We start from the raw sequence: 25,821 nt of genomic DNA, 5'->3' as shown, positions 1-25,821 counted from the left end.
TGAGAATGCGGAGCGTTGGATTGAAGGCAAGAATTAGCGGCGTTGCTCTTTTCTGCCTAGCCGCTGCCGGCGCGTGGGCCACCCAGGTCCCCGTGATTGATTCGTTCGACGCAACGGCCACCGTGGTGGCGCCGGGGGAGATGATTTCCCTTATCCTTCAAGCCCACGACCCGGACTGCCCCTCCGAGTGCACCTCCGGCTGCGGGCTGTACATCCGCGCCGACCTCACGAGCTGGACCGCTGACGGCGGGAGCTATTCCAACGTGCAAAACGGGGTGAGCAAGAGTCCCTACACGGCCTCGGCGGATTGGACGGCGCCCCTCGCGGAAGGCCAGTACACGCTGACCGTCCAAATTGCGGACAGCGGCGGAATGATGTGCGGCGGCCGCGAGTATGCCTCGCAAAGCCTCGTCGTTTCCGTCACGACCGCGGAGCCGCCCGTCATCACGTCGCTCACCGCGACGCCGGGCGTCGTGGACAGCGGCGGGACCGCTCTCATTGATTGCGTTGCCACCGACCCCAAGGGAAGCCCGTTGACGTATGACTGGAGCACCACGGCGGGCAGTGTGACGAGCTCTTCGCCCTCCGATCCCACGGCGACCTATACGGCCCCCGCACTTGGGAACCAGCAGGCCGTCATCACCTGCACCGTGACGAACGCCGGCTGGGCTTCCGATTCGGCCACGGTCACGGTGGATTCCGTTTACTGGGAAGCGGTGGCATCGTTCGGGTCGGTCGCCGTCTCGCCCACGCGCATCGCGGTGGCCGCGAGCGGTGAATTCGCCGTCTCGGACCCTCCAACACGAAGCGTGAAGTGGTTCAGCGCGACGGGAGACCTTGAAGGCTATCTGAGCGGTGTGGAGAAACCGCTCGGCGTCGCCGCGCTGCCGGGCGGTGGATGGGCGGTGGGCGATGCCGGCTCGGGAAAAGTATCGGTTTACGACGCGGGCGGGACGTGGCTTTTCGACCTCGGTGCGGGTGATGGAGAATTCGCCACCCCTGCGGACGTCGCCGTCGGGGTCGGTGGTGACTTTTACGTGGTGGATAAGGCGCGCGATGTCGTGCGCGTCTACGACGCCGGCGGCGCGTACCTCCGGAGCATAGGACAGAGCGGGCGGGGGGACGGAGAGCTGGCGTTTCCGGTGGCGGTCGCCCTCTCCCCGGACGCCTCGCAGCTCTACGTGTCGGATTTCGGGAACGACCGCGTCGCCGTCTTCCAGAGCGGCGGCACCTGGGTGGCCAATTGGAGAGGAAGCGACATCGACGTGGACGCCTTCGGCGGCATGTGGATGGACGGCGACGGCAACCTCTTCGTGACCGATGTGTTTCAGGGCCGCGTCCAGGTGCTCGATTCAAGCGGCACGCTTCAGGCCTCGATCTCCGAATTCGGAACGGAAGACGGAAAGCTCCAACTGCCGCTTGACTGCGAGGGCGATGCCTTCCATCGCCTCTTCGTCGCCTGCGCCAACAAGGGCAGCGTGGAGGTGTTTCAAATCGGCGGCCGGGCTGTGGCGCCCGGGCCCGCAAGCGGCGTCACGGCCCAGGACGTCCCCGGCGACAACGGCGGGCAAATTAACGTCCAGTGGGCCCTCTCGCCGGACGACGGCGCCGGCCGCGGCACGGTTCTGGGCTACGAAGTGCTCCGCCAGAACCCCGGCGACGGATTCTTCTCGGAGCGCGCGACGGTCGCCGCCGGCACGACCCAGTACGCGGACTCCACCACGGACGGCCTCCTTTATACCTACAAGATTCGCGCGTTCTCCATGGCGCACGCGGCCGATTCGAACGAGGCGCAGGGAACGTCGGTGAACGACCTGCCGCCCGCGACGCCGCTGGGCGTGAGCGCGCTGGCGGACAACGCGGGCAACGTGACGGTTTCCTGGGCCGCCAACGCCGATCCGGACTTGGCGGGATATTTCGTGGCTTACGGGACGGCGTCCGGCAGCTACGGCGCGGAAGTCGCCGCGGGCCTTGCAACCTCTTACACGTTCTCGGGTCTCCCCGAGGGCATCACGCACTACTTCGCCGTGCAGGCGGAGGACACGGCGGCCAACCGGAGTCCTTACAGCGCCGAGGTTTCCGCCGTCCCGCAGCGGATACCCTCCGCCCCCGCGGGGGTCACGGGAGCGGACACCTGTCTGGGCGGCCAGCTTCTCCTGTGGTGGGCGCCCAATCCGCCGGCGGAGACCGTGGAGAGCTACTTGGTGAACGTCGTGAATTCGGGGACGGGCCAGGTGACGGTCCGAGTGGTTGTGGAGCCCTTCTTGCGCGTCGGCGGGCTTGAAGACGGCGTGCTGCACACCGTGTTGGTGGCGGCCATTAACGACATCGGAACCATGGGGCCGTTTTCCGCGGGATTCCCCCTGGTTCCGAGCGATACGGCCGAGGCGCTTCCCGCCATGGGAGAATACGGAAACATTCCTTCCGACCCCTATCCGCACAGCGATTCCATGGGATACACCTTCCAGAAGCGTTCCGACGACGTGGTTCTCGCGTACGAGATAACCGAGGTTTCCCAGGACGAGGTGGAGCTCTTCATCAACGACGTTTCGCTGGGCTTCGTGGCCGAGCATGCCTCGGCGACGTGGTCGGCGACCCGGACGGTGAGCATCCCCCTGAGCGCGCTGCAAGAGGGCGTCAACAGCGTTCTGTTCAACAACGACCTCAATCCTCTCGGCAACGAGGTTTGGGGCGTGCGGGGGGTCTACGTCGTGCCCCATGCGCCCTCGCAGGTGCAGGCCCTGGCCGACAACTCCGTCGTGTTCTTGAGCTGGGATTACGTTAGCGAGGACGCCCTGCTCGGCTACCGCGTCTATCGCTGGGATTCCGTCCTCGGGCAATTCGCGAGGCTTTTCGACGTGCCCATCGACAAGACGACGTACGTGGACACCGGGCTCACGAACGGCGAGACCTATCTGTACGAGGTCCGCACCGTCATCGCGGGCGACATAGAAAGCGCGGGCGTCCAGGTTTCGGCCACGCCCACCTGGCAGAGCCCGATGGCCGGCGTCTACGACGTATACGTGACGAAGGTGGGCGACGACCTGCTCGTGGAGTGGACGGAGATCACCGCTTCGAAGAACGCCGGCTCGCCGCCCAAGGCGGTCACGAGCTACCTCTTGGAGTGGGATACGACGCCCCAGTTCCCGGGCGGCTGGTCCGTCTTGGTTTCGGGGAATTCGGAAATCATTACGGGCGGTGCGTTGTCGCCGCCGGACAACCTATTCATTCGGGTGACGGGGCAATGACGGCGATGAAACGGTTGGGCGCATTCGCGGGATTCGTCGGGCTGCTGGGCCTGATGGGCTTGCTTTTCGCAACGGACGCTCCGCACGATTTGTCCTTCGAGGTGGAGTGCGCCTCGTGCCATGTTGCGCACGCCACGTTGGGAGGCCCTCTCACAAACGCCACGACGAACGCCCTCGTCTGCCAGCAGTGCCACAACGCGCTTTCCGATTTCCCCATGCTCGAAACGTCCAACGTCACCGTTCCCGGTGTGGTGGGCACGACGCACCGGTGGGGCGCGGAGGCGACGAATACCGCTTACGGCGCGAAGCCCCCGGGCAACACCGAGATGCAGCTGCGCATGGACGGTACGCTGATTACGTGCTCGACCTGCCACGACCAGCACGAGACGAACAACTGGGGTCCTCAGCGCCTAAGCTTGGATGAGATTGCGGGACCCGCGGGCGGGGTCGTCTTCCAGGTGGATCCCGCCGCGAACCCGAAGATCTATCTCATCAGAATCATCGCTGGTGGCAAGGCGGGCACGGAGGCGACATACGTATTCTCGAACGACAACGAGCGCACGTGGTGGGGCTGGACCGGCGCCGCCTGGGATGAATACCCCGCCAGTGCGCCCGCGCGCCTGACAAGCGAGACACCGACTTATCAGGAACTGAACGACGGCGCGAATGTACAGGTGACATTCGACACGTCTGGCGGAGACTTTACCGCCGAAGACCGCTACGAATTCTACATCGGTTACCCGTTCCTGCGCGCGCCTCTTGACGACGGTGTTAACGTGTTCTGCCTCGACTGCCACGCGGAGCGCGGCATGGGGTACGCCGATGTGGACGGTCCCTACACGGGAAGCAACTTCAGCCACCCCGTCGGCGAGGGGCTGAATGCCAACTTGGCCGGCTACGATCGTGGTACGCCCCTTGATGTGGATGGAAAAGCCCAGGGCGCCTCCGACGACACTAACGCGACGAACGACCTCGCACTCGACGGCGGCATCGTGCGGTGCCTCACCTGCCACGACGTGCACTATACGGACTCGAACTCCGCCACGGTGGACAAATGATGCGATACGTGACGTGTAAGAGATTCTCACTGTTGTTTGCGTTCCTGGCGGCGGCGCTCGCCTTCGCGCCCGCCCTGGCCGACGTGGCCGTCATCCAGCCCTCGCAGCAGGACTCCTACGTTGACCGTGCAAACACAAAGGTGAACTACGGCACGGATCCCACGATGTCCGTGGGGAGGGCGGGGAACAACACGCAGACGCGGAGTCTCGTGCAATTTGATCTTTCGTCCATTCCGGCGGGCGCGACCATCAATTCGGCGCAGCTCGAGCTCTACGCGGAAGCGGCGGGCACGGACGCGGCGGCGGTCCAGGAACTCTACGACATCACAGAGGCGTGGGTCGAGACGACCGTTACCTGGCAAGGTCAGCCCGCCAATTCCGGTACGGTCAGAGGCTCGCTGGCGCCGGGCACGTCCACGGGCTGGAAGATATGGACGGTTACCGCCTCGGTGGTCCAGGGTTGGCTCGACACCCCCGCCACGAACTACGGACTGCTGGTCAGGCTCGCCGCGGAAAACGCAAACGTGGGCTTCTGGCTTTACGCCACGAGGGAGAACGCCACATCGGCGAACCGTCCCATCCTGCGCGTCGATTACACGGTGCTTGTTTGCTCGATGACGGGAGCTACGGCGACAGCGCTTGGGCCGACGACGTTCTGCGACGGCGGGAGCGTAGACATCGTCGCCGCTCCCGTGGGCGGGACCGGCCCGTTCACGTACCTGTGGGCGCCGAACGGCGAGACGACGACGGCGATTACGGCGACGACGAGTGGGGGCTATGACTGCGAGGTGACGGACACTGGGGAACCGGGCTGCGTGGAAACCACGAACACCGTCACGGTGACGGTGAACCCGAACCCGACGGCGACGATAACGCCGAGCGGGCCGACGACGTTCTGCGAGGGCGGGAGCGTGACGTTGACGGCGAGCGATACGGGAGCGGGGACGGCTCCGTATACGTACCTGTGGGCGCCGGGCGGCGAGACGACGACGGCGATCACGGTGACGACGGCCGCGACGTACACGGTGGAGATAACGGATGACAACGGTTGCGTGGACACGTCCGCGGGCGAGACGGTGACGGTGAACGCGAAGCCGGCGACGACGATTATAGAGACCTGCGGGAATCCGGACTCGACGCTCGACGCGAACGCGTCGGGCGGGACGCCTCCGTACACGTACTCGTGGAGTCCGGACTCCGAGACGTCGACGGTTATCACGAAGCCGTGCGAAACGGGTCCGTATGACGTGACGGTGACGGATAGCAAGGGCTGCTCGACCACGTCGGACCCGGTGAGCACGTGCGCGTGCGTGGTGTGCGGGATGACGGGAGCTACGGCGAGTGCGGGAGGGCCGACGACGTTCTGCGAGGGCGGGAGCGTTGTGCTGACGGCATCAGCGACGGGAGGGACGGGGCCGTTCACGTACCTGTGGGCGCCGAACGGCGAGACGACGACGGCGATCACGGCGACGACGAGCGGGGGCTATGACTGCGAGGTGACGGACACGGGGGAGCCGGGCTGCGTGGAAACCACGAACACCATCACGGTGGTGGTGAACCCGAACCCGTCTACGACGATTGTGGAGACGTGCGGGGATCCGGACTCGACGCTCGATGCGAACGCGTCGGGCGGGACGCCTCCGTATACGTACTCGTGGAGTCCGGACTCCGAGACGTCGACGATTGTCACTAAGCCGTGCGGAACGGGTCCGTATGACGTGACGGTGACGGATAGCAAGGGCTGCTCGACCAAGTCGGCCCCGGTGAACACGTGTGCGTGCTCCGCCCCGACCGTCACGGTGACGCCGACCAATCTTGCGCCGGGAGCGGTCACGCAGGGCCAGCCGGGCGTGGCGATGGAGCGGCTCGCCGTGGCAACGGACTTCGGAACAGCCTCGTGGACGAAGGTTAAGGTGGACCTTTACACGACGACGACGGCCGCCGACGGCGACATCGCTGCGGTGAAGGTTTACGACGACGCGGGAGCCACCACGGTGGGCTCGTTCGACATCGGGGATGGGGATACCGAAATCGGCTCGGGCACGTTCTCGGGCGGGACGGTGACGATCACTTTCGGGGCGGCGCAAAACGTCACGGCGACGACTTCCTACTTCTACGTCGTTTTCGACATTGCTTGCGCGTCTACCGTGGACAACAACGTGGGTATCCAGATCGTGGACGAGACGTACTTCACGATGGACCAGACCGTGAGCAGCGCCAACATGCCCTTCAACTCCCTGGATTCGCTGATCCTTGCGTCCCTGATGATAGTGACGCCGGCGAACCTCGCTCCGCCGAGCGTCACGCAGGGGCAGACCGGCGTGGCGATGGAGCGGATGGCGCTGGTGACGAATTACTGCAGCGTGTCGTGGACGGCCATTCGGGTGGACCTCTACACCACCGGCGTGGCGTTCGACACCGACGTGGCCGCGAACGGCGTTCAGATTTACGATGACACGGGAGGCACACCCGGTTCGTTCGACGGGACCGACGTGCTCATCGGACAGGGGACGTTCTCGGGCGGGACGGTGGCCATAACGCTCGCGCCGGCCCAGGTCATCACGACGGCGTCGCAGGACTTCTTCATCGTGTACGATATCGACCCCGCCGCCGTGGTCGGACACAAGGTCGGCATCCGCATCGCGGATGAGACGTACTTCACCACGACCGGCGCTGTGAGCAACACTTTCGTCCCGTTCAATTCCACCGACTCGGAGATTATCACGTCCGGCGGAATGGTCCCCGACCAGGTAACGGATTTCGACGCCTCGGACGGCGAGAGCACTCAGAGCACGCTCACCTGGACCAATCCTCCCGACCCCGCGCTCGCCGAGGTCGTGGTGCGGCGCAAGACGACGGGCTTCCCCGTGGACAACACGGACGGCACGCAGGCCTATCTGGATTCGTCACCGACGCCCGGCGCAAAAGTGAGCACCGTTGATTCGCCGCTCGTGAACGGCACTACTTACTACTACGCCGTCTTCGGGAAATCGAGCGACAACGAGTGGAACGACTCGGTGGACGCCGGCAAGAACGCCGATACGGCGTTTCCGCAGGACCTAGCGGCCCTCGTGTCATCCCCCACGGTGCTGATTCTTTCGCCGGTCGACGGGAGCGCCGTCGGGGGCACCGTCACGATCAAGATTTCGGCCTTCGACGCGGACAACCTGGCCGCGGTCGATCCAATCGTGCAAGTCTCGTTCGACGGTGCGGCGTGGTCTAACGCGATGCTCAACGCGAACTACCCAAACGACGCCACCAAGGGAATCTACGAATACGTCTGGGACACGACCGCAACCGTGGGAGCGGACGTCGAGGTGGCGCAGCCCATCTTCTACCGCGGCTACGACACTTCGGGTAACCCTTCACCCGTTCGCGTCGCGACCGTGACCGTAAGGAACTCCGGCGGGCTGCCCATGGGCGACGGCATGCTCCTCAGGCGTGCGAACGACGCGCAGCTCTGCATGGACTGCCACGCGCTCTCGACGCACTCGAGCGAGTTTATCGACACGGGCTACGGCGCCTGGGCCGTGAACTGCCGCACGTGCCACACGCCGCACAGCACCAGGAACATTTACCTTGTCCGCGAGACGATTAAGACGCCCAACAGCGGTTATCGCGACGTCCTCTTCAAGGCGCTCACCGGCACAAAGGGCGACAACACGTCCGGCGTCCTCGCGGACGACACCGACACGGTGCAGACGAATCTTTGCGAGGTGTGCCACACCAAGACGAAGTACCATCGAAACGACGCGGGCCACCCGAACCCTGGCCACAAGAACGCCCAGGACTGCACCTCGTGCCACCCGCACGGAGAGGGATTCAAGGCCTCGGGCGGCGACGGCGGCGCGGACTGCGACAGCTGCCACAGCGACCTCACGGGTGCGCTGGGCGACAACACCGCGAAGTACCACCACTACCTGCAGAACTTCAGCATGTCCACGCCGTATCCCGCACAGGCGCAGTTCGCCCCGGGAGACGAAGAGGACACGGATCGCCGGTGCCTCATGTGCCACGTGGACCACGAAATCTTTAGCCCGGACCCGGCCAAAAACCCCGAAAGCCCGGGCCGTTCCTACAACCTGCGCACGAACGTGACGGTGCAGCCCATTAAAGGCGAGGTGTGGGATAAGACAAAGGGCTATATAAACACCGACTTTGACAACTCGCTCCCGGCCCTGGAGGGCGGCATCTGCACCTCGTGCCACCAGTACGAGCAGACGAAGAACACCGCGAAGCAGAAGAGCGACGGCACGACGAAGACGCCCGCCATAAACATTGCTAGCTACGACGCGTCGGCGCACGACTACGCGACGCCCACCTCGACGTTCACGGACAGCTCGACGTTCAACGCGAACTGCTCCCGCTGCCACATCGACACCAAGTCTCCAAATAAGAGCAGCATGGACGCACAGGGGGGATCGACCTACAAATTCGGACTTCACGACTCCGACCTGAGGCGCCTCGTATCCAACTACGGCGACGGAGCAGCCACGGATCCCTACGAGGAGGGCATGTGCTACAACTGCCACGACGACTTGGGCGACGGCTTGGACTACTACGACGTTACGGCGATGAGCACCGGCTCGCAGGGCATCCGCGCCGCCTTCGGCTCGACGTACACGCACCCCGTCGACCTGACCTCCGGCGTGCACCTGCCCTATGGAGAGGGCGAGTCGAAGGGATGGAACCCGGACGGAAGCCGCCACGTCGAGTGCGGGGACTGCCACAACCCGCACGTGGCCCAGGCTGGGAACCACACGCCCGGGGCGGGCGGGATTGGATTATGCAATCTCGGTGCCCGCGGCGTCGCCTTGGACCCCGCCACAGTCGCCTCCGACTCCACGTTCCGGAGCGTCACGTACACGGGCTACACGGACTCGCCCACGGAGCAGTACCAGATTTGCCTGCTGTGCCACTCCGAATGGGGCTGGGACGCCACGCCGCCGAACACGATCTCGAGCTATCCCGAGGGGTCACCGAAGGCACAGACCGACGTGGGCAAGGACTTCGACGTGGACAACTATGCCTTCCACCCGCTGTTCGCCGTGGGCCTGAATCAACCGCCCGATACCGCGAATGCGAATTGGGATTTGGGGACGGCCAAGTCTGGCGACAAGTGGGAACCCGGCGACGGGACGGGAACGGGCCTTTCCAACACGTTCGTGGACGGCTGGGGTCAGGACAGCCTTGTGACCTGCAGCGACTGCCACGAGTATTCCGACCCGGCGGGGCCGCGCGGCCCGCACGGCTCGGCCTACCGCTGGCTCCTAAAAGGTGTGGACATCTATGTAACGGTTACCTTGGATGATACTAACGGTAAAGGCGGTACCTTGGTGAGGTACCCGAACATGAACGATTACACAGGCGGCGTTCCCAGTACGAGCGACGCGGACGACGAGCTTTACACGATGGAAAACTTCTGCATCAACTGCCACCGCGGCGACGTGTACGGCTGGGGGGCGAACAAGGGTGGCGGGACCCATAATGCGCTTAGCCGTTTGGAGCACCAGGGAGGGGAAACGTCCTCGTCTTGCATGGGCACGGCTGGTCCAACTGGTAGTAGTAGTAGCGGAACGTTATATCCCATCGGCTGCCTGAACTGCCACGGCGGCCTGGGCGCCGGCGAGATCCATGGAAGCACCCGCGGCGTAGGCTCGAAGGGCAGCAACGCCATGGGCGTGCGCTTTACCAACGGCTCCTCGTGGACAGGACACGACCTGGGCGACGACTCACCCGAAGAGATAGGCTGCTACACACCAGGCAGCGCCGACAGTTTAACCACGTGCACCGCTCACGAGACTGGAAGGTTCGCGGCACCAACCTACTACTACGACTATCCGGGCCAATAGCGCGGCGTTATTATATAGGAGGAGTCTGTCCACTCGCCTTCGCGTAGCCTTCGGCGGAGCGAGGTTGGCGGAAAAAGTGCGGTTTTTCGGCTGTTTTCTGCTATAATCTCGTGTGAAAATAACACGTAGAGCGACAACGACGGCGCGCCGCTCGCCTCTTTGCTTCCCGGCCCTCGTTTCGGGCCTCTTGCTCCTCGTCTCGGGCGCGGGCGGTGTCCTCCTCCATTCCCAGGCCGCGAAGCGCCATCCCCGGCTCAAGAACACGGAGGAGGCCACGTGCCTGCGCTGCCACAAGACTGTCAAGCTCCCCAAGGGGCTGCATGGGGCGCTCGAGCTCTCGGACTGCCTGGCCTGCCACGAGGTGCAGCCCACGATGGACAACAGGGCCATCGTCTCGCTCAAGGAGCGGGGGAGGGAGCTCTGCCTCGACTGCCACGAGGACGTGGCCAAACGGATCGAGGAGGAGACGCCGCACAAGGCGCTCCTTCAGGAGCGGGAGTGCCTCTCCTGCCACCGCCCGCACAACTCGCCCTACGGGAATCTCCTCGACCAGGAGGACGCCCAGGCGATGTGCCTTTCGTGCCACGAGGGCGTCGCCGGGGCGCTCCGCTCCTCCCATCCCCACGCCGCCGTCGAGATGGGGGGCTGCTCCACGTGCCACGACCCGCACGCGAGCACCCATGGAAAGCTCCTGACGGATTCCGTCCCCTCGCTCTGCGTTGCATGTCACGACGTGGACGCGGCACTCAAGACCAGGCACGCCGGCATGGACATCTCGCGGGAGGTCTGCACCGCCTGCCACGACCCGCACGGAAGCGACGCGCCGGGCATGCTCCTTGCGGGCTCGGCGCACCCGCCGTTCGCGGAAAGGATGTGCGAGAGCTGCCACGCCGAGGACCGCGCTCCCATGCCCGCGCTCTGCACGGCGTGCCACGACGACATAGAAGGCGCCCTGCGCGCCGGCGTGGAGCACATGCCCGCCTCGGAGGACTGCACGCTCTGCCACAACCCCCACGCGAGCCGCGAGGAAAAACTCTTCAAGCAGGCCATGCCGGGCCTCTGCACGGACTGCCACGACTCGGGCGATAAGGCGTTTCAAGACAAGCACGGCGGCCTGGTTCCCCGGAAGTGCTCCCTGTGCCACAACCCCCATGGAAGCCGCGAGCAGGGACTTCTCTCCGGCTCGCGCCTCCACGCCCCTTTCGGGGAGGGCAAGTGCAAGAGCTGCCACTACGGCTCGGGCAAGAGGGGCAAGGTCAGCCTCCTGTTCGAGGGCGACCGCCTCTGCTTCCGGTGCCACGAGGAGATCGAGCCGGAAACGAAGCTTCCCGTAGTCCATGCCGCCCTCGGCGAGGGCTGCACCGCCTGCCACGACCCGCACTTGAGCGGGAGCGGCCGCCTCCTCCGGGGCGAGCAGGGAGAGCTTTGCGGGGCGTGCCACGATATCAAGGACGCGGAGTTCGCGGAGCGCCATGCCAACGCCGGTCTTTCGGCGGCCGTGTGCACCGGATGCCACGCCCCGCACGGGAGCGCGAACGAGAAGCTTCTGGCGGGGGAGGCCGTCCACTCTCCGTTCGGGGAGCGGATGTGCGAGGCCTGCCATGCGGGGCGCGACGGGCGCGGGCGCACGGCGTTCGTTGAAAGCGGCGCGGCCATGTGCGTCGCGTGCCACGACGACGTGGAGGCGCAAACCGGGAAAAAATTTCCGCACGCCGCCGCGGAGGACTGCGCCTTCTGTCACACGCCGCACGCCGGGCGCGAGGCGCACCTCCTGCGCCGGCCGCTCCCGCGGATGTGCGGGGAGTGCCACGACGTCAAAGACGACGACCTTCGCGCCAGGCACGGCGGCTTCGACATAAGCGGCGCGGCGTGCACCGCCTGCCACGCGCCGCACGGGAGCGACGCGGAATTCCTATTCAAGGCTTCCAACAATCATGCCCCGTTCGAGGGGCGCATGTGCGACTCGTGCCACGAGCAGGGCGAGGGCGGAGAATTGACGCTTATGGAGGAGGGCAACCCGCTCTGCCTCGCGTGCCACGCCGAGGTAACGGAGGGCAAGCCCGCGGCGCTCCTTCATTCCGCCATCCCGGAGGAAGGCTGCACCGCCTGCCACGACCCGCACCTCGCGCCGCACCCGAAGCTGCTGCCCGCAAGCGGCGAGGCTCTCTGTTTCCGCTGCCACGAGGATATCAAGAAATTAACGAAACAAAAATTCCCGCACGGCGTGCTCGATATGGGAGGCTGCGACAGCTGCCACGCCTCGCCCCACGCGACGGACAACGAGAATCTCCTGGCCGATTCGCTGCCTTCCCTGTGTACGATGTGCCACGACCCGGGCGACTTGAAGGAAGCGCACGCGGGACACCCCGTCGGGGACGCCCGCTGCACGCGCTGCCACGACCCGCACGGCTCCTCCGAGTCGAAGCTGGTGCGCCCCCTCGCGCACCCGCCCTTCGCCGAGCGCATGTGCGAGGGCTGCCACGACGAGCCGCGGGAGGGGCGCGTGACGTACCAGATGGAGGGGAACGACATGTGCTTCGCCTGCCACGGCGATAAGGAGGAGCAAGTTGCGAACATGCCGATGGTTCACGGGGCCGTTGAGGCGGCTGGCTGCGCGGGCTGCCACGAGCCGCACACCTCGTCCTCGGAGCAGCTTCTCCTCGAACCGATGCCCGACCTCTGCCTCTCGTGCCACGACGACGTCCTCTCGAACGGCCCCACCGTGCACGCCGCCGTGGAGCGCTGGGGCTGCGCCCTCTGCCACGAGCCGCACGCGACGAGCGCGGAGAAGCTCCTGCGCGCCGAAGTCAACACCATCTGCCGCGCCTGCCACACCGAGACCGCGCCGCAGGAGGGCTTTCTGTCGGACCATGGAATTGACGAGGCGGAGCGGGCGGCGTTCAGGAAAGTCCCCCTTCGCGGTGATTTTGACCACCCTCGTTACGGACATCCCGTGAAGGGATCGTTCAAGCTCGACGTGGGCGCTAAGGAATGGAAACCCATTGACCTATCCTGCGTTTCCTGCCACAATCCCCACAGCGGTATGGAACGACGGCTCTTTCGGAATAAAGTGGACAACGAGATGGCGCTCTGCGGGACATGTCACATGAAGTAAGATGCGCTGCAAAGAAACCATGAGAAACGCGGTTAAGCTCGGGCTCGTTTTGGTGTGCGCGCTGCTGGTTGTGTTTACAGTGGCCGCGGAAAAGGAGAAGAAGGGGAAAAAAAAGAAAGCAAAGGCCGTGGATTGGAGCGAGTCTACGAAGATTGTGTGGCCGCCTCCCCCCGCCGAGCCCGTGATTCGCTTCTTCGGCTCCTATTGGGGTGATTTCAATTTTCCGGAATCAAGGAAGGGCCGTTTATGGAAAAAGCTTGTCGGCGAAAAGCAAGATGACCGGTACATCTATCGCCCGTTCGACGTGGCCGTGGATTCCAAACGGCAGCGCATCTACGCGTCCGCCTATGCCTACATCGGCGTGTTCGACATTGTAAATAAGAACTATTCCCAGTTCACGGGAAAAGCTCCGTACTTGCTCCGGTACGTGACGGGCCTTGATGTGGACGATGCGGGCAATTTCTACGCCGTCGATGCGAAGTCGAAAGTCGTGGTAGCTTTCGACCCGTGGCAATCGCCTATCAGGACGTATGGGGACGCCGAAACGTTCGTACATCCCGTGGATGTGGGGGTGAACGAGAGCCTCGGCCGTGTTTACGTGAGCGACAGCAAGGCGAACGCCGTGCACGTCTTCTCCAAGGAGGAAGGCAAGCTGCTTTTCTCTTTCGGCTCCTTGGGGTCAGAGGACGGCCAGTTCTACAAACCGGGACACATCTGGGTGGACGAGGAGGGGCTCGTCTACGTCACCGATTTCTTTAATTTCCGCGTCCAGGGATTCGACGCCGACGGGGAGTTTCTCTTCAAGGTCGGCTCCCTCGGCACGAGTCCGGGAAACCTTGCGAAGCCCAAGGGTGTGGCGGTGGACAGCGAGGGACACATCTACGTCGCGGACTCGGCGTTCGGCAACGTCCAGATCTTCAACCGTGAAGGCGAGATTCTTCTCGTGTTTGGCGAGCACGGCTGGGAAGACGGGCATCTTAATCTCCCTTCGGGCATTTTCATTGACGACAATGACCGCATCTACGTCGCCGACTCCGTCAATTGCCGCATAAGCGTTTTCGAGTTCCTGGGCACACCTGAAGAAACGCCGGGCGCGTCCGAGGCGAAGGCGCCGTAGCGGGGTGCTGCGTGTTTGCGAACGCTACTTGCCGGGAGGAAGATAGCCGGATCTGAAATCCCTCCGCGCCTTCAGCAACGTGGTTTCGCCCGGATTGTAGAAGAGTCCCTCTTTCAGAAGCTTCAAGGCCGCTTCCGTTTCGCCCCGACGGTGGAGCAGGCGGGCTTCGATTTCGAAGGCATTCGGGTAGTACGGATTCTTTTTCTTCGCGATTCGCGCATAGGTCAGGGCCTCATCCAAACGCTCCTGGTTTTCAAGCGTCTCGGCCAGCCCGGTTGCCGCGCTGTAATAGGACAGGCGGCTCCAGGGATATTCCAGTGTTTTGCGAAAATGTCCTTCCGCCTGCGTGTAATCTTGTTCCCGGAAAGCAAGCGCTCCTGAAGCAACCAAGGCATACGGCAGGTCGGGCGCCTTGTCCAAGGCTTCTTTCAAGAATGTTTTGAGCTGCGCCGGCTCTTTCTGCATTTCGGGATTCTTGAGCGCCCGTACAACTTCGATTGTTGCCTGCAAGAGAACCTCATTGTGCTTTTCGCCTTCCTCTTTCCACGCACGTATGTTTTCAACCATCGCCTCGTCGCCTTTTTCTTCAAAAGCATCAAGGAATCCCGAGACAATCGGCTCGCGCCGTTCCCTCCAGTAGTCATAGACACTGGTCTTGTTCTTTATCTCGAGTCCGGACAGGTACATGTGATTGATTATTGCTTCCACTGCTTCCTCCATGGGTATGCCGGGTACCGTCTTCTTGAGACCGGCGGCCTTGCTTTTTGCGAATCGCTCAAGGAGGTCCACTCCAATGCTCTGACGCCCCACCTTGAAGAAGTCGTAAGGCATCCGGTGCTCCAGCCATACGTTGTCGTCCGTGTTGCGCTCCACCGTATCGGCGATGTATTTTTCCACCTCGTCCGTACCGGCGAGAAAGAAGAAGAGAAGTTCGAGGGGATTCCGAATCTTGAAGTCGTAAAACGCTTTGCGGACATCTTCCTGGTTGAAGCGCTCCTCGAGAGTTTCCCACTGGATCGTGATCGGCTCGCGCGAAGCGAGGATCACCGAATCGCCCAACCTTGACATGAAGATGGCTACGTGCGGGAATACTTCATGCAGGGTCGCCAGCACGACCTTGAACGTTTCCTCGGAGACCTCGTAAAGCTGAAGCCATTGGCAGAAGATGCCGTCTGGCGCCAACCGCGCGCTTACCAGCTTGTAAAAATCGGCCGTAAAGAGATTGGAGACTCCTGCAATCCACGGATTGGAAGGCTCCGACGTAATGATGTCGTACACTTTGTCCGTGTAAGTCATCTGGGTGCGCCCGTCTTCGAGCACCAGGCGTGAGCGGGGGTCGGCGACGGGATCGCCGTTGAGGAACTTGAAATACAGGGTCGAGCCTTCCATGACGCCTTCCTCGATCTCCAGGATGTCGAGCGATTCGATGGAGGGATGGCGGAGCATGGTTCCGGCAGTCATGCCGCTTCCGAAGCCGATGACGGCCACACGGCGGGGATTGCGGGCAAACAGCACCGGAAGCTGCCCGCTGAAAAGTTGAGTGTAAAGATCCGGGGTGAATGAGCTGGCATCCGCCTTACCGGATACCCTCAGAGTGACGTTGCCCGGGGATCTTAGAATCGCCACGGTCGTGTTGACGCCCTCGCGGTAGAAAAGCATCGACTGTCCCTTGAGCCTGACCCTTTTGTTGAATTTTTCCACACTGCTCATTTCACGGTATAAACCTTGATTGAGAAGAAGTGCGTTCCAACCGGGAAGAATCGCCATGCCCGCAACCACGCCGACGGCGGCGGTAAGGGCGAACGCTGCCTTTGGAACTATCCTCACTTCCCGCACGGCCATGCACAGGATGATCCCCAACCCCACGCTCATTCCGCTCGCTATCAGCACCGTCCTCCACATTCCTATCCCCGGCACCAGCCAAAACCCCGCAGCCAGACTTCCTACGATCCCCCCAATCGTGTTCAACACGTACAATCCTCCCACGTTGCCCTCCGGCCTCATTCCTTCTCTCGCCGCCTCCCGGAACGCCCTCACCGCCACCGGAAACATAGCACCCATCCCCAAAGTCGGCAACAAGACCACCATTCCCGCGATGACTCCCTGCGCCGCGATGCTCCACTCCGCCCCCCTTCCGCTCGCAACCGTCTGGAACAAAGCAAAATACCACTCCGGCAACTCGTTGTAGAACGCCATCGTCGCCAACGCCGTCAGCCCGATCGCCGCTTCCATTCCCGCCATCACCATCAACGGCCTCTTCGTTGTCTGCGCCCACTTCGCCGCCGCCACGCTTCCCAGACCCACTCCCACCAGGAACATCGCCAGCATCACCGAAAACGCGTGCACGCTCGGCCCAAGCACCAGTGCCAGCAGCCGGAACCACCCCACCTCGTACACCATCGCCACCGCTCCCGACACCAGAAACACCCCCCCGATCAATCCCTGCAATCCCGTCCACCCTCTTCGCCCCGCTTTTCCCCCTGGTTTTTCTTCAGGCTCTTTCCCCCGCTCGATTCCCGTTGCTTCAGCGGCTTCCTGTGTCCGCACGTCCGTGATGACTCCCACCCGCCGGTGTATAAACCACGCCACCACGCCCACCACACCGTCCGTCACCCCCACCGCAATGCACGTCTTCAACAACCCGAGCCACGGCACCAGCACAAACCCCGCCGCCAGCGTCCCCGTCACCGCCCCCAGCGTGTTCACCCCGTACAGCATCCCCGCCTCAAAGTCGTACTTCTTCTTCCTCCTCCCGTACGCCCCCACCACCACCGGAAGCGTCATCCCCATCAGCGTCACCGGCACCATCATCACCACGAACACCACCGCGAAGCGCGCCAGCAGGAACGTTCCGTGCCCGGGCTCAAGGGTGTTGTAGAGCACCCGAAACAGCGGCTCGGTGGAGCGGAATAGCGGAATGGAGACCATTCCGCAGAGGGCGATGACCCACTCCATCGCGGCGTAGGCCATCACGGGGGTGCGGACGAGCTGTGCGTAGCGGCCGGCGAGGCCGCTGCCGAGGCCGAGGCCGGCCATGAAGGCGGCTACGACGGTGGAGACGGCGTAGAGGGTGTTGCCGAGGATGTAGGAGAGTTCCTTGGCCCAGGCGACTTCGAGAGCGAGGCTTGTCGCTCCGGAGGCGAAGAAGCACAGTCCAAGCAGCCACCTGTTCATGAAAGAAACGCCGTCCTTAGCCCCGGGGCGCGGGAGGAAATCCGTTGGTTGCGCATAAGAGGAGTTTCAGTATACGGAGGTCGGAGGGTGTCTGCAACCTTGCCGAAATTTCCGATGAAGGCGCGAGTATCCATGGCCCCTCCCGTAAGGGCGGGGGGGTGTTTACACGGGGACCGTTAAAGCCCCGAAGGGGCGTCCGGGTGGTGCGCAATTACCCCATATCAATAGCAAGACACAGGGGCCGGGTCCCTTGGTAGGAGGAGGAAAAATAAGACAGAAAGGCTTAAATATGAGAATTTTTTCAAAAAATTCCCTTGACAGCGGCGAATTCTTAAGGGTAGAATTAGGACAGAAGGGTATGAATATGCTTTTCTACAAAGCGTTGTCTCATGAGAAATCAATGTGTCAGACACAGTAAAAGACAAGGAGAACGTAAATGAAGATGAAACTATTGCTCACCGCAGCACTTGGTGTGGCGGCGGGAGCACTGTTGGCGGGTTTGATGTTGACCCCGGCGCCGGCATTCGCCGCAACGGGCGACATCCTCACGAACGCCGCCAATATGCATAACTTCGCTACGTCGGCGACGCACGACACCAAGTCGGACACCACGCGAAGGTGCGACTTCTGTCACTTCCCGCACGCTGACGGCACGCTCTTGGGTGCGGCAGGTAAGACGATCGCTCTGTGGAACCGCAAAGATCCCGCAGGTCCGTTCGTTCCCTACGGCAATCCCCAGAACACCATCAACGCGAGCAACCTCGACGCGACCTTGGGCGGACAGACCTTGGCGTGCATGTCGTGCCACGACGGGAGCCTCGGACTCGATGAGCTCGTGGTGTTCCCGGCCGTCTTTCCGCTGGGTGGAAAAGACATTCTCTTTACGTCGGGGGCCGGTAACGTCGGGCCATCAGGCGACTACGAGGTCCTCATCAAAGGCACCGCCTTGCTGGGCAAAGACCTGACGTACGACCACCCGGTCGGCATGGAAATGGTTCTCCCGGCAGTCGACGACGGTCTCAAAGACCGCACGACGGTGCCGACGGGATACCTTTTCGGTGCGACGTACGAAGTGGAATGCGCTTCGTGCCACAACCCGCATCTGTATGGAGCCGGCGACACGCTGCCGTTCCTGCGGAACACTATGGCCGATAGCGCTCTGTGCGGAGTTTGCCACAACAAGTAAATTGATTTTCCTGTAGGGGCACGGCACACGCTGTGCCCCTACTTTTTTGCCTTCATATCGCCAAGATTTTTTGGACGGCGGGGCGCCCGGACGGTAATGCGGCGCCCTAGCGTGGGAGGATAACTGTGCGCCTCACCCTCTCCGTAGATAATTCGCGAGGCGCCAGCGTCAAGGGCCCGAAGGGCCGGCTGCGGCTCTCTCTCCGCGACGCCTGGCTCCGCGACTTCCTGATGCTCCTCGAGGGCGAGACGGGAGAAACGCCCATAAAGGAGCTCTGCCGCCGCTACGGCTACCGCTCCCCCGCCACCTACTACCGGAAGCGCCGGCTCCTGGCAAACGGGGGCCTGAGCGGGCTGCTTGCGCACAAGCGCGGCCCCAAGCACAAATTCCGCCTCACGGACGACGTCGTCAAGCAGATTGTGGCGATGCGCTTCCAGAGTCCCGAAAAGAATTCTTCGGACATCGCCGACGCGCTTGAGAAAGACGGCCATTCGGTAAGCTCGCGGAGCGTGGAAAGGGTGCTCTCCGAATTCGGCATCTCCCGGAGCCGCCGCTCGCAAAACGGCCTCGGAGGACCGCCATGAGAGCCCGGCGGAGCTTCCGTTTTCCCTCCACCCTTCTGGCGCTCTGGTGCGTTGCTCTGCCCGTCCTCGCCCAGTATCCCAACGGAAACGGCAACGGAAACGGCTGGACCGCATTCGGGGGAAGCATGATGCTGCAGGCGCTAAAGGCCGAGACCACCTCCACCATGGAAAGAGACAGCGAAGTGACCGACCTGCGCCAGGCTATGAATTTATACTTCCGCTCCTTTATCCTGGACCAGCGGTTCATTACGTACAGGCTCTTTACCGACTTTCTCCAGCAGGACGTGGACAGCGGAGGCGACGGGGTAGCCGCCTCGGACGCCACGGCCTACGGCATTTCGGTGAACTTCTTTCCCGAGCGCCGCATTCCTTTTTCGCTTTTCTATTCCGAACGCGACAGTGAAACGGAATATGAGGATCAGCAGTATCTTTCCCAGCAGCTCCACTACACGACGTACGGCGGGAGCGCCCAGACGGGCTTTTCCATCCTGAAGCACCTGCGGGTCGCTTACGACAGGAAGGAGCGCGAGGGCACCGGAGGCGTGAACTACCTGTACGACGACAAGCATCTGACGGGGATGATGATCAGCGCCATTAAGTCTTCCCAGGTCGAGATTGACTACGATAGCAAGGAAACCTTCAACGAGCTGAGCCGCAACCTTCAGGAAAACACGACGTGGCGCCTCCGCAACGACAACAGGCTCGGCGAGAAGCAACGGCTTTACCTCAACGCATCGAGAAACGAGACGGCGAGCGAGCAGGAGGGGTTCGCGCGCGCCGAAGCGGAATTTTCGACCTACGATGGGCAGTGGATCGGGAATTGGAGCGAGAAATGGAACACCACAGCCGGGGCGTTCCGCTCGGAGGGGGAGGCGAAGGGGAGCGAGACTGAAGCGAATTCCTACCGCCTCAATGTCCAGTTTGCACCCAACAAGCGGTGGACACTGTACGCCTCGGCAAACACCAGCGAGAGCACCCTGACTTCGACGTCCGTCGAGAGTGAGCTGGAGGCCAGGTCCGTGTTCCTGAACACGTCTTGGACTCGCCCGTCAAAGATGTGGAGTTTCACGCTCAATGGCGGAGGCGGCCAGAACGATTCGGAAATGGAGTGGACGCCCCTTTTGCCCCCGGGACCTACGGAGCAAGCACAGTTCGACACGCTCACATGGTCTGCAGGAGGAAGCATCACGCGGGGCACGGGTTTGAGCAACGTTTCCCTGTCGTCCAGCTACAGTTCTTCCGAGTTCGACGTGGCAACAACGGTCGGCGTCGTCCTGGGAGCACAACAATCCTTGGGTTTCTCGGAAGACGTGTGGAGAGCACGCTTTGAAGCCCGAACATTACGCCGCAAGCTGGGCGAGATGCGAGGTTACGTGGATTACGTTTCTTCCGAGCGCCTCCTCGAGGACGGCACGTTTGCCGAATCTACGAATACGAGCATCAACACTTTCTGGCGCAACCACACGTGGAGCACCACCGCGAGCTACGGCGTGATTGAAACGCGGGATGTCAGCGGACAGGAGGCCGAAAACACGTTTCTGCACGCCAATGCCAGCCGCAGTTTTTGGAAATATTTTCGCTTCAGCTGCTTCTACACGCAAACGGAAACTACCATCGGCGTCGTCGATCTGGGGACGCAGCGCTACTACGAGGCATCGATAGATTATTCGGTGGGGAAGTTTACCGTCAGCATTGCCGCCCGACACCGCGAACTCGAACGGGACACTGCGCAGGCGGAGAGCTCGGTGTATTATGTGATGCTGAGCCGGAGGTTTCGGAAATTTCTATGAGAAGCTTGAGGTGGTCGGCGATATTATTTGCGGCATGCTTGTTCGGCGTGCTCGTGGCACAACAGAGTGCGCACAAGGATCGGCACCTGTTTCCTAAAGGGTGCGCGTCCTGCCACCAGAACCACAGGAGCAGCGGAGTCCTTCTTAACGAGAGCGGGGAAAAATTCTGCCTCCAGTGCCACGGCGGCGTGGAGAGTCAACGAGAGGCGAAGGAAGCAAAGCGGCTGGGTGCCGCGGCACAAGAACTTCCAAACATCCAGGCGGAATTCCTGAAGCCTTTCGCGCATCCTATGACCAAGACGTGGCCCGCCAAGGATTGCCTCACCTGTCACGCCGTTCATCCAAAGCCCGAGGACGCGCGTTTCGTCTCACGTGAAGAGGAGCGTTCCCGGCCCTTCGGGGCGAGCGAGCTTTGCCTCGGCTGCCATCAGGAACTATCCGCTGCGGAGGGAGGCTTGCCGGTGTCGCCGCACATAAGCGTAGCCGCGGGCTCGACCGTCCGGTGCACGGACTGCCACGGAAACGACGACGCGAGCGGCCCTCGCGGGCTCCACGGCTCGCGCTACGCGGGAATTCTCCGCGACGCTTACGCGACCCAGGACGGCGCCGCCGAATCGGCCGAGGCCTACGCCCTGTGTTACAGGTGCCATGAGCGGCGTTCCGTGTTGAACGACGCCGGGCCGGGACGCCACGTGCTCCACGTGGTCAAGCGTGGCGTTTCGTGCCACACGTGCCACGACCCGCACGCGAGCGCGGCGCCCGACCTCATCCGCTTCGACCGGGGGATGGTTTTCCCCATGGACGGCATCGTGGAATACTCGCCGGCGAGCGGATGCACGCTCGTATGCCACGGCGTTCCGCATTCGGCCGCGCCCCTCCTTCCCGTCCAGCCGCTACCCGTGAAAACCCGGAGCGGCGCGCCGGAGCACAGGAGGGAGAACCGTTAGCCCGCGCGGTTTTTTCGGGTTTTCCAGAGGTACGTCCAGCCCGCGACTATGATGACGACGAAGAGGGCGTGCTTTACGACGAGCGCCGCCACCTGGCCGTGCTCGACGGCGCTGTACCATTCGTACTCCCGGTAGTAGACGGTCCGGACGACGCCGAGCGCGAGAATAAAGAAAAAACTCCACCCGGCGGTTTTTCGGAACGCTCGGTCGAGCCGCCGGACCGCGCTCTGCTCCTGCGCCTCACGCGCGAGAACGAGGAGCCCCATCCACGAGCAGAAGAACACGGCGACGGCCAGGTCGTGGAGGAAATTGTTGAGCATCACGAGGAGCCCCGCCATGGGCGGCTCCTCGGCTATGGGTGGCCGGGAGGAAGCTCTGGCGCTTCTTCCTCGGTCGTCTCGGGCGGGGCCTCGTCTCCGCCCGGGGGCGGCGACGGCTCTGACGGGGAGGGGTGGGCGAAGCCGTTTGACGGAATAAGGGACTCGGACTCCAGGACGTACCACACCTCATCGTCTCGCACAAACGTGTAGCGGTACTGCATGATGGGCGAGGTCTGGTCTTCGATGAAATAAAGCACCGTGGCAAAGGCTTCCTCGTCCCGTATTTCCACGTTTTCCAGCCGCAGGCGTATGTTGGTCAAATTCAGATGTTTCTTATTCGTAAGGTGTTCCCGCACAGCCTGCTCAAGCTGGGCCTCCTCCTGAGAGGCACACGCCGCAACAAGCAGCAGCGCCAGCGCCGCCCAGCGCCTCATGCTCCCGTCGCCCCGGCCATCTGCCTCATGGTGGCCGCCATCTGCTTGGGAATCTCCATCAGGTTGCCCATCTTCTCCACGATGAACGAGCTTCGCATGATGAGCTTCATCGAGGTGAGTATGTAGTCCTTCTTGAACGCGTCGCCCATGGTGAGAACCTCCTTCATTTTGCCGTGGTAGAACTCGCGGTAGCAGCTCACCATGGCGCGGTCGATGTCCTCGAGCGTCATCCACTTGGGCTTGATGATGGGGTCGATGAGGTTGTACTTCGAGTAGTCGGTCACGGCGATGTGGTCCCGGACCTGCGGGTAGAGGTCGGCGTAGGGCCAGGGCGTGATGGCGAGGAAGTGGGCGAAGTCGGGGTTGTACCACTTCGAGAGCTCGAGCGTGCAGCGGATGCTCTCGGGCGTCTCGTCCGGGAAGCCCAGTATGAAGGACGTCTCGGTGACGATGCCGTGGCGGTGGAGGACGTCGATGGCCTTCTTCGACGTCTCCACCTTCAGGTCCTTGTGGATGTAGTCGAGGGTTTCCTGGTTCGTGGCCTCGACGCCGATGTAGACGTGCACGATGCCCGCCTCCCGATACTTGTGCATGATGTCCGCGTCGCGCACGATGTCCTCGACGCGGGTCTCCATGAGGAAGCGGATGGGAAAGCGCCGCTCGATGAGCATGTCGAGAAGTTTCTCCCAGCGGGCCCGGTCGTTGGTGGGGTACTCGTCTCCGAGAAGGATGACGTTCACGCCGAAGCGCGTGTGCAGGAATTCCACCTCCTCCAGCACGTCCTCCGGCGAGCGGGCGCGCCACGAGCGCGCCCAGAATTTCTGCTGGGAGCAGAACGTGCACTCGCTGTTGCAGCCGCGGGAGGTGTTGATGGCGGCGAGGCGGGAGCCGGGGAAAATGTAGTAGGTGTAGTCTTTCGTCCAGTCGATCAGGTCCCAGGCGCGGTCCAGGGTGTTGAGGTCCTCGAACAGCGGCCGGGGGAGCGTCCGCGCGACGTGCCCGTTCTCACGGAACGAGATTCCCTGGACCCCTTTCGCGTCGCCTCCGGCTTCGAGGCATTCGAGAAGCTCGCGCAGCGTTTCCTCGCCCTCGCCCCGGATCACGTAGTCCACCGAGTCGCCGTGCTCCGCGAGAATCTCGCGGTCCATGAACGTCGGGTGAACGCCCCCGAGGAGCGTGACGACGTCGGGTTTCAGCTGCTTGGCGTTTTGAAGCACCCGCAGGGCGTCGGGTATTGTGGCCGTGATGGCGGAGGTCGCCACGTAGTCCGGATTGACGTTCTCCATTTCGGCGACGATGTCGTCGTGGTCCGCCCAGAATCCCATGGCGTCGTACAGCACGGGCTCGACGCCCGCCCGGCGTGCGCTTGCGCCCAGAAAAAGAAACTGCGGCGGAAGCCACCGCCCGGCCACTTCCACGACGCCGCAGTGGTAGGGTGGGGTGATAAAAAGAATCTTTTTCATCGTGTTTCGGGAGCGTAGGCTAGGGATTGGGGATAAAAATTTATCCTTTCACACCTTATTTTATGCAACGAGAGCGGGCCTGTCAAGATTCGATGCGCCGGACGACGCCGTGGTATTATGATGTCTGTCGGGCGCGGGCAAGGCGAAAAAAAACACTGTCTAGACTGCTGCTTTCGAATGAAACTCTTCCCCCTCCACCCGTGGAACGTCTCTCCCCAAGAGGCCGTCAAAATCCAGAAAGAGCTCGCGGCGCGCGTCCGGGCTTTCCCTCTTGAAGGGAAGGTGCGCCTGGTCGCGGGCTGCGACATCTCGTTCAACCATCCCCGCACGGGCAAGGACAGCGGCACCGGCTACGCGGCCGTCGCCGTGTTCGAGGTTACGGAGGAGGGCCTTGCGCCGGTCGAAGAAGTCACTGCCGAGGGGCCGCTTTCGTTCCCCTACGTTCCCGGCCTCCTCGGCTTCCGCGAGATCCCTGTGCTCGCGGCGGCTTTTAAGAAACTGCGCCGCGCGCCGGGTCTGATTCTCTGCGACGGACAGGGCGCGGCGCATCCGCGCCGATTCGGCATCGCCTCGCACCTCGGGCTTCTTCTCGACGCACCGACCGTCGGCTGCGCGAAAAGCGTCCTCTGCGGGCAATACGAATCACCCCCGAAGGAGCGCGGCGGGTGCTCGTCGCTTTGCCACGAGGGAGAGGAAATCGGAAAAATGCTTCGCACGCGCGAGGGCGTCGCGCCCGTAGTGGTCTCGGTGGGGCACAGGGTGACGCTCGATGAGGCCTGCGCCTGGGTGCTTCGGCTCGCCCGGCGCTACCGCCTCCCCGAGCCCACGCGCCGCGCGCACGCGCTCTCGAACGAGGCGCGGAAGCTGCAATCCGTTTGAGGCGCGCCAGCCAATCTGGTATCCTGAAGGGTCATGCCGCGCTCCAAATCGAGACGTCCTTTCCTGCTAAAGCTCGACCATGACGACGAAAAGCGCGAACTTGAATTTGAGCTCGCGTACCTTGCGTCGCTTACCGTAGAGGAGCGGTTTCGCATGATGCACGACGCCTCGCGGCGCATGCTCGAGACCCTCATCCGTCTTGGACATCGAAGGCCTTCTGAAATCGTTAAACGCCCATAGGGTGCGGTACGTGGTCATCGGGGCGCACGCCTTTCCCGTCCACGGCTACGCGCGCGCCACGCTCGATATCGATTTTTTCATCGAACCCACGCCCCGAAACGCCGCCCGCACCCTAAAGGCGTTGCGGGCGTTCGGGTACGATACGGCGGACCTTTCTGCAAAAGACCTTCTGGCCCGAAAGGTGCTGCTTCGCCAGTATCTTGTGGAAAGCGACTTTCATCCTTTCGTCAAGGGCGTTTCCTTCGGGACGGCTTGGAAGAATCGAGTAAAAGGAAAAATCGGGAGAACGCCTGCGTTTTTTGCTTCCCTCAACGATCTCATCCGGATGAAGCGGGCCGCAGGCCGCAAGAAAGACATTCAGGATTTAGCGGCCCTCCTTCAGCTCAGGAAGAAAAAAAAGGCAGGGTCTTAGGT

The 25,821-nt window shown here is 62.8% G+C and carries 16 protein-coding genes; 11 read left to right on the top strand and 5 right to left on the bottom strand.

The genetic code is table 11. The annotated features are described in order from the left end of the window. Positions 1 to 5: 5 nt before the first annotated feature. The 5 genes from JSV08_08540 (at position 6) to JSV08_08520 (ending at position 14,390) form a co-directional block, all read left to right on the top strand. Positions 6 to 3,248 (top strand): SMP-30/gluconolactonase/LRE family protein, encoded by a 3,243-nt coding sequence (locus JSV08_08540; protein ID UCF80542.1) that lies wholly within the window; start codon positions 6 to 8, stop codon positions 3,246 to 3,248. After that, positions 3,245 to 4,306 (top strand): cytochrome c3 family protein, encoded by a 1,062-nt coding sequence (locus JSV08_08535; protein UCF80541.1) that lies wholly within the window; start codon positions 3,245 to 3,247, stop codon positions 4,304 to 4,306. Before JSV08_08540 ends, JSV08_08535 begins: the two co-directional genes overlap by 4 nt. 32 nt (positions 4,307 to 4,338) lie before the next feature. Further along, complete coding sequence (locus JSV08_08530; GenBank protein UCF80540.1) at positions 4,339 to 10,158, top strand: DNRLRE domain-containing protein; 5,820 nt, start codon at positions 4,339 to 4,341, stop codon at positions 10,156 to 10,158. A 112-nt stretch (positions 10,159 to 10,270) separates the two neighbouring features. Further along, positions 10,271 to 13,273: a hypothetical protein gene (locus tag JSV08_08525; protein UCF80539.1), complete on the top strand. Its 3,003-nt coding sequence runs from the start codon at positions 10,271 to 10,273 to the stop codon at positions 13,271 to 13,273. 19 nt (positions 13,274 to 13,292) lie between these two features. After that, positions 13,293 to 14,390: a hypothetical protein gene (locus tag JSV08_08520; GenBank protein ID UCF80538.1), complete on the top strand. Its 1,098-nt coding sequence runs from the start codon at positions 13,293 to 13,295 to the stop codon at positions 14,388 to 14,390. 24 nt (positions 14,391 to 14,414) lie between these two features. On the opposite strand, the gene JSV08_08515 is transcribed toward JSV08_08520, so the two are convergent. After that, a complete protein-coding gene (locus JSV08_08515; GenBank protein ID UCF80537.1) occupies positions 14,415 to 17,564 on the bottom strand; it encodes a fused MFS/spermidine synthase in 3,150 nt (1,049 codons plus the stop codon). Between the two features lie 436 nt (positions 17,565 to 18,000). Here JSV08_08515 and JSV08_08510 point away from each other — a divergent pair, with 436 nt between their 5' ends. The 4 genes from JSV08_08510 to JSV08_08495 all read left to right on the top strand — a co-directional run bounded on the left by JSV08_08510 (position 18,001) and on the right by JSV08_08495 (position 22,071). Next, positions 18,001 to 18,750 (top strand): hypothetical protein, encoded by a 750-nt coding sequence (locus JSV08_08510; GenBank protein UCF80536.1) that lies wholly within the window; start codon positions 18,001 to 18,003, stop codon positions 18,748 to 18,750. A 125-nt stretch (positions 18,751 to 18,875) separates the two neighbouring features. After that, a complete protein-coding gene (locus JSV08_08505; protein UCF80535.1) occupies positions 18,876 to 19,334 on the top strand; it encodes a helix-turn-helix domain-containing protein in 459 nt (152 codons plus the stop codon). Continuing rightward, entirely contained in the window at positions 19,331 to 21,124 is a 1,794-nt protein-coding gene (locus JSV08_08500) for a hypothetical protein (GenBank protein ID UCF80534.1), read from the top strand. Before JSV08_08505 ends, JSV08_08500 begins: the two co-directional genes overlap by 4 nt. Next, positions 21,121 to 22,071, top strand: coding sequence for a hypothetical protein (locus JSV08_08495; GenBank protein UCF80533.1), 951 nt, complete (start codon positions 21,121 to 21,123; stop codon positions 22,069 to 22,071). Before JSV08_08500 ends, JSV08_08495 begins: the two co-directional genes overlap by 4 nt. On the opposite strand, the gene JSV08_08490 is transcribed toward JSV08_08495, so the two are convergent. Genes JSV08_08490 through JSV08_08480 form a run of 3 tightly spaced genes read right to left on the bottom strand, consistent with a single transcriptional unit; the run spans position 22,068 to position 24,288 of the window. Next, entirely contained in the window at positions 22,068 to 22,409 is a 342-nt protein-coding gene (locus JSV08_08490) for a hypothetical protein (GenBank protein ID UCF80532.1), read from the bottom strand. The two genes, JSV08_08495 and JSV08_08490, sit on opposite strands and share 4 nt — an antisense overlap. A 14-nt stretch (positions 22,410 to 22,423) precedes the next feature. Further along, positions 22,424 to 22,825, bottom strand: coding sequence for a hypothetical protein (locus tag JSV08_08485; GenBank protein ID UCF80531.1), 402 nt, complete (start codon positions 22,823 to 22,825; stop codon positions 22,424 to 22,426). Continuing rightward, positions 22,822 to 24,288 carry a radical SAM protein gene (locus tag JSV08_08480; protein ID UCF80530.1) on the bottom strand — a complete coding sequence of 489 codons (1,467 nt, stop codon included), beginning with the start codon at positions 24,286 to 24,288 and terminating at the stop codon, positions 22,822 to 22,824. The genes JSV08_08485 and JSV08_08480 overlap by 4 nt, the downstream gene beginning before the upstream one ends. A 177-nt stretch (positions 24,289 to 24,465) precedes the next feature. Between JSV08_08480 and JSV08_08475 the strand changes: the two genes are divergently transcribed. After that, a complete protein-coding gene (locus tag JSV08_08475; protein UCF80529.1) occupies positions 24,466 to 25,167 on the top strand; it encodes an endonuclease V in 702 nt (233 codons plus the stop codon). Between the two features lie 66 nt (positions 25,168 to 25,233). Here the strand turns inward: JSV08_08475 and JSV08_08470 are convergent, their stop codons facing one another. Beyond that, complete coding sequence (locus JSV08_08470) at positions 25,234 to 25,374, bottom strand: hypothetical protein (protein UCF80528.1); 141 nt, start codon at positions 25,372 to 25,374, stop codon at positions 25,234 to 25,236. Between JSV08_08470 and JSV08_08465 the strand changes: the two genes are divergently transcribed. Next, positions 25,367 to 25,819: a hypothetical protein gene (locus JSV08_08465; protein UCF80527.1), complete on the top strand. Its 453-nt coding sequence runs from the start codon at positions 25,367 to 25,369 to the stop codon at positions 25,817 to 25,819. The two genes, JSV08_08470 and JSV08_08465, sit on opposite strands and share 8 nt — an antisense overlap. Positions 25,820 to 25,821 lie beyond the last annotated feature (2 nt).

Source organism: Acidobacteriota bacterium (genome assembly GCA_020349885.1).
Taxonomy (GTDB): domain Bacteria; phylum Acidobacteriota.
Note: the sequence above shows the minus strand (reverse complement) of the source record. Positions and strands in the feature narration are given on the sequence as shown.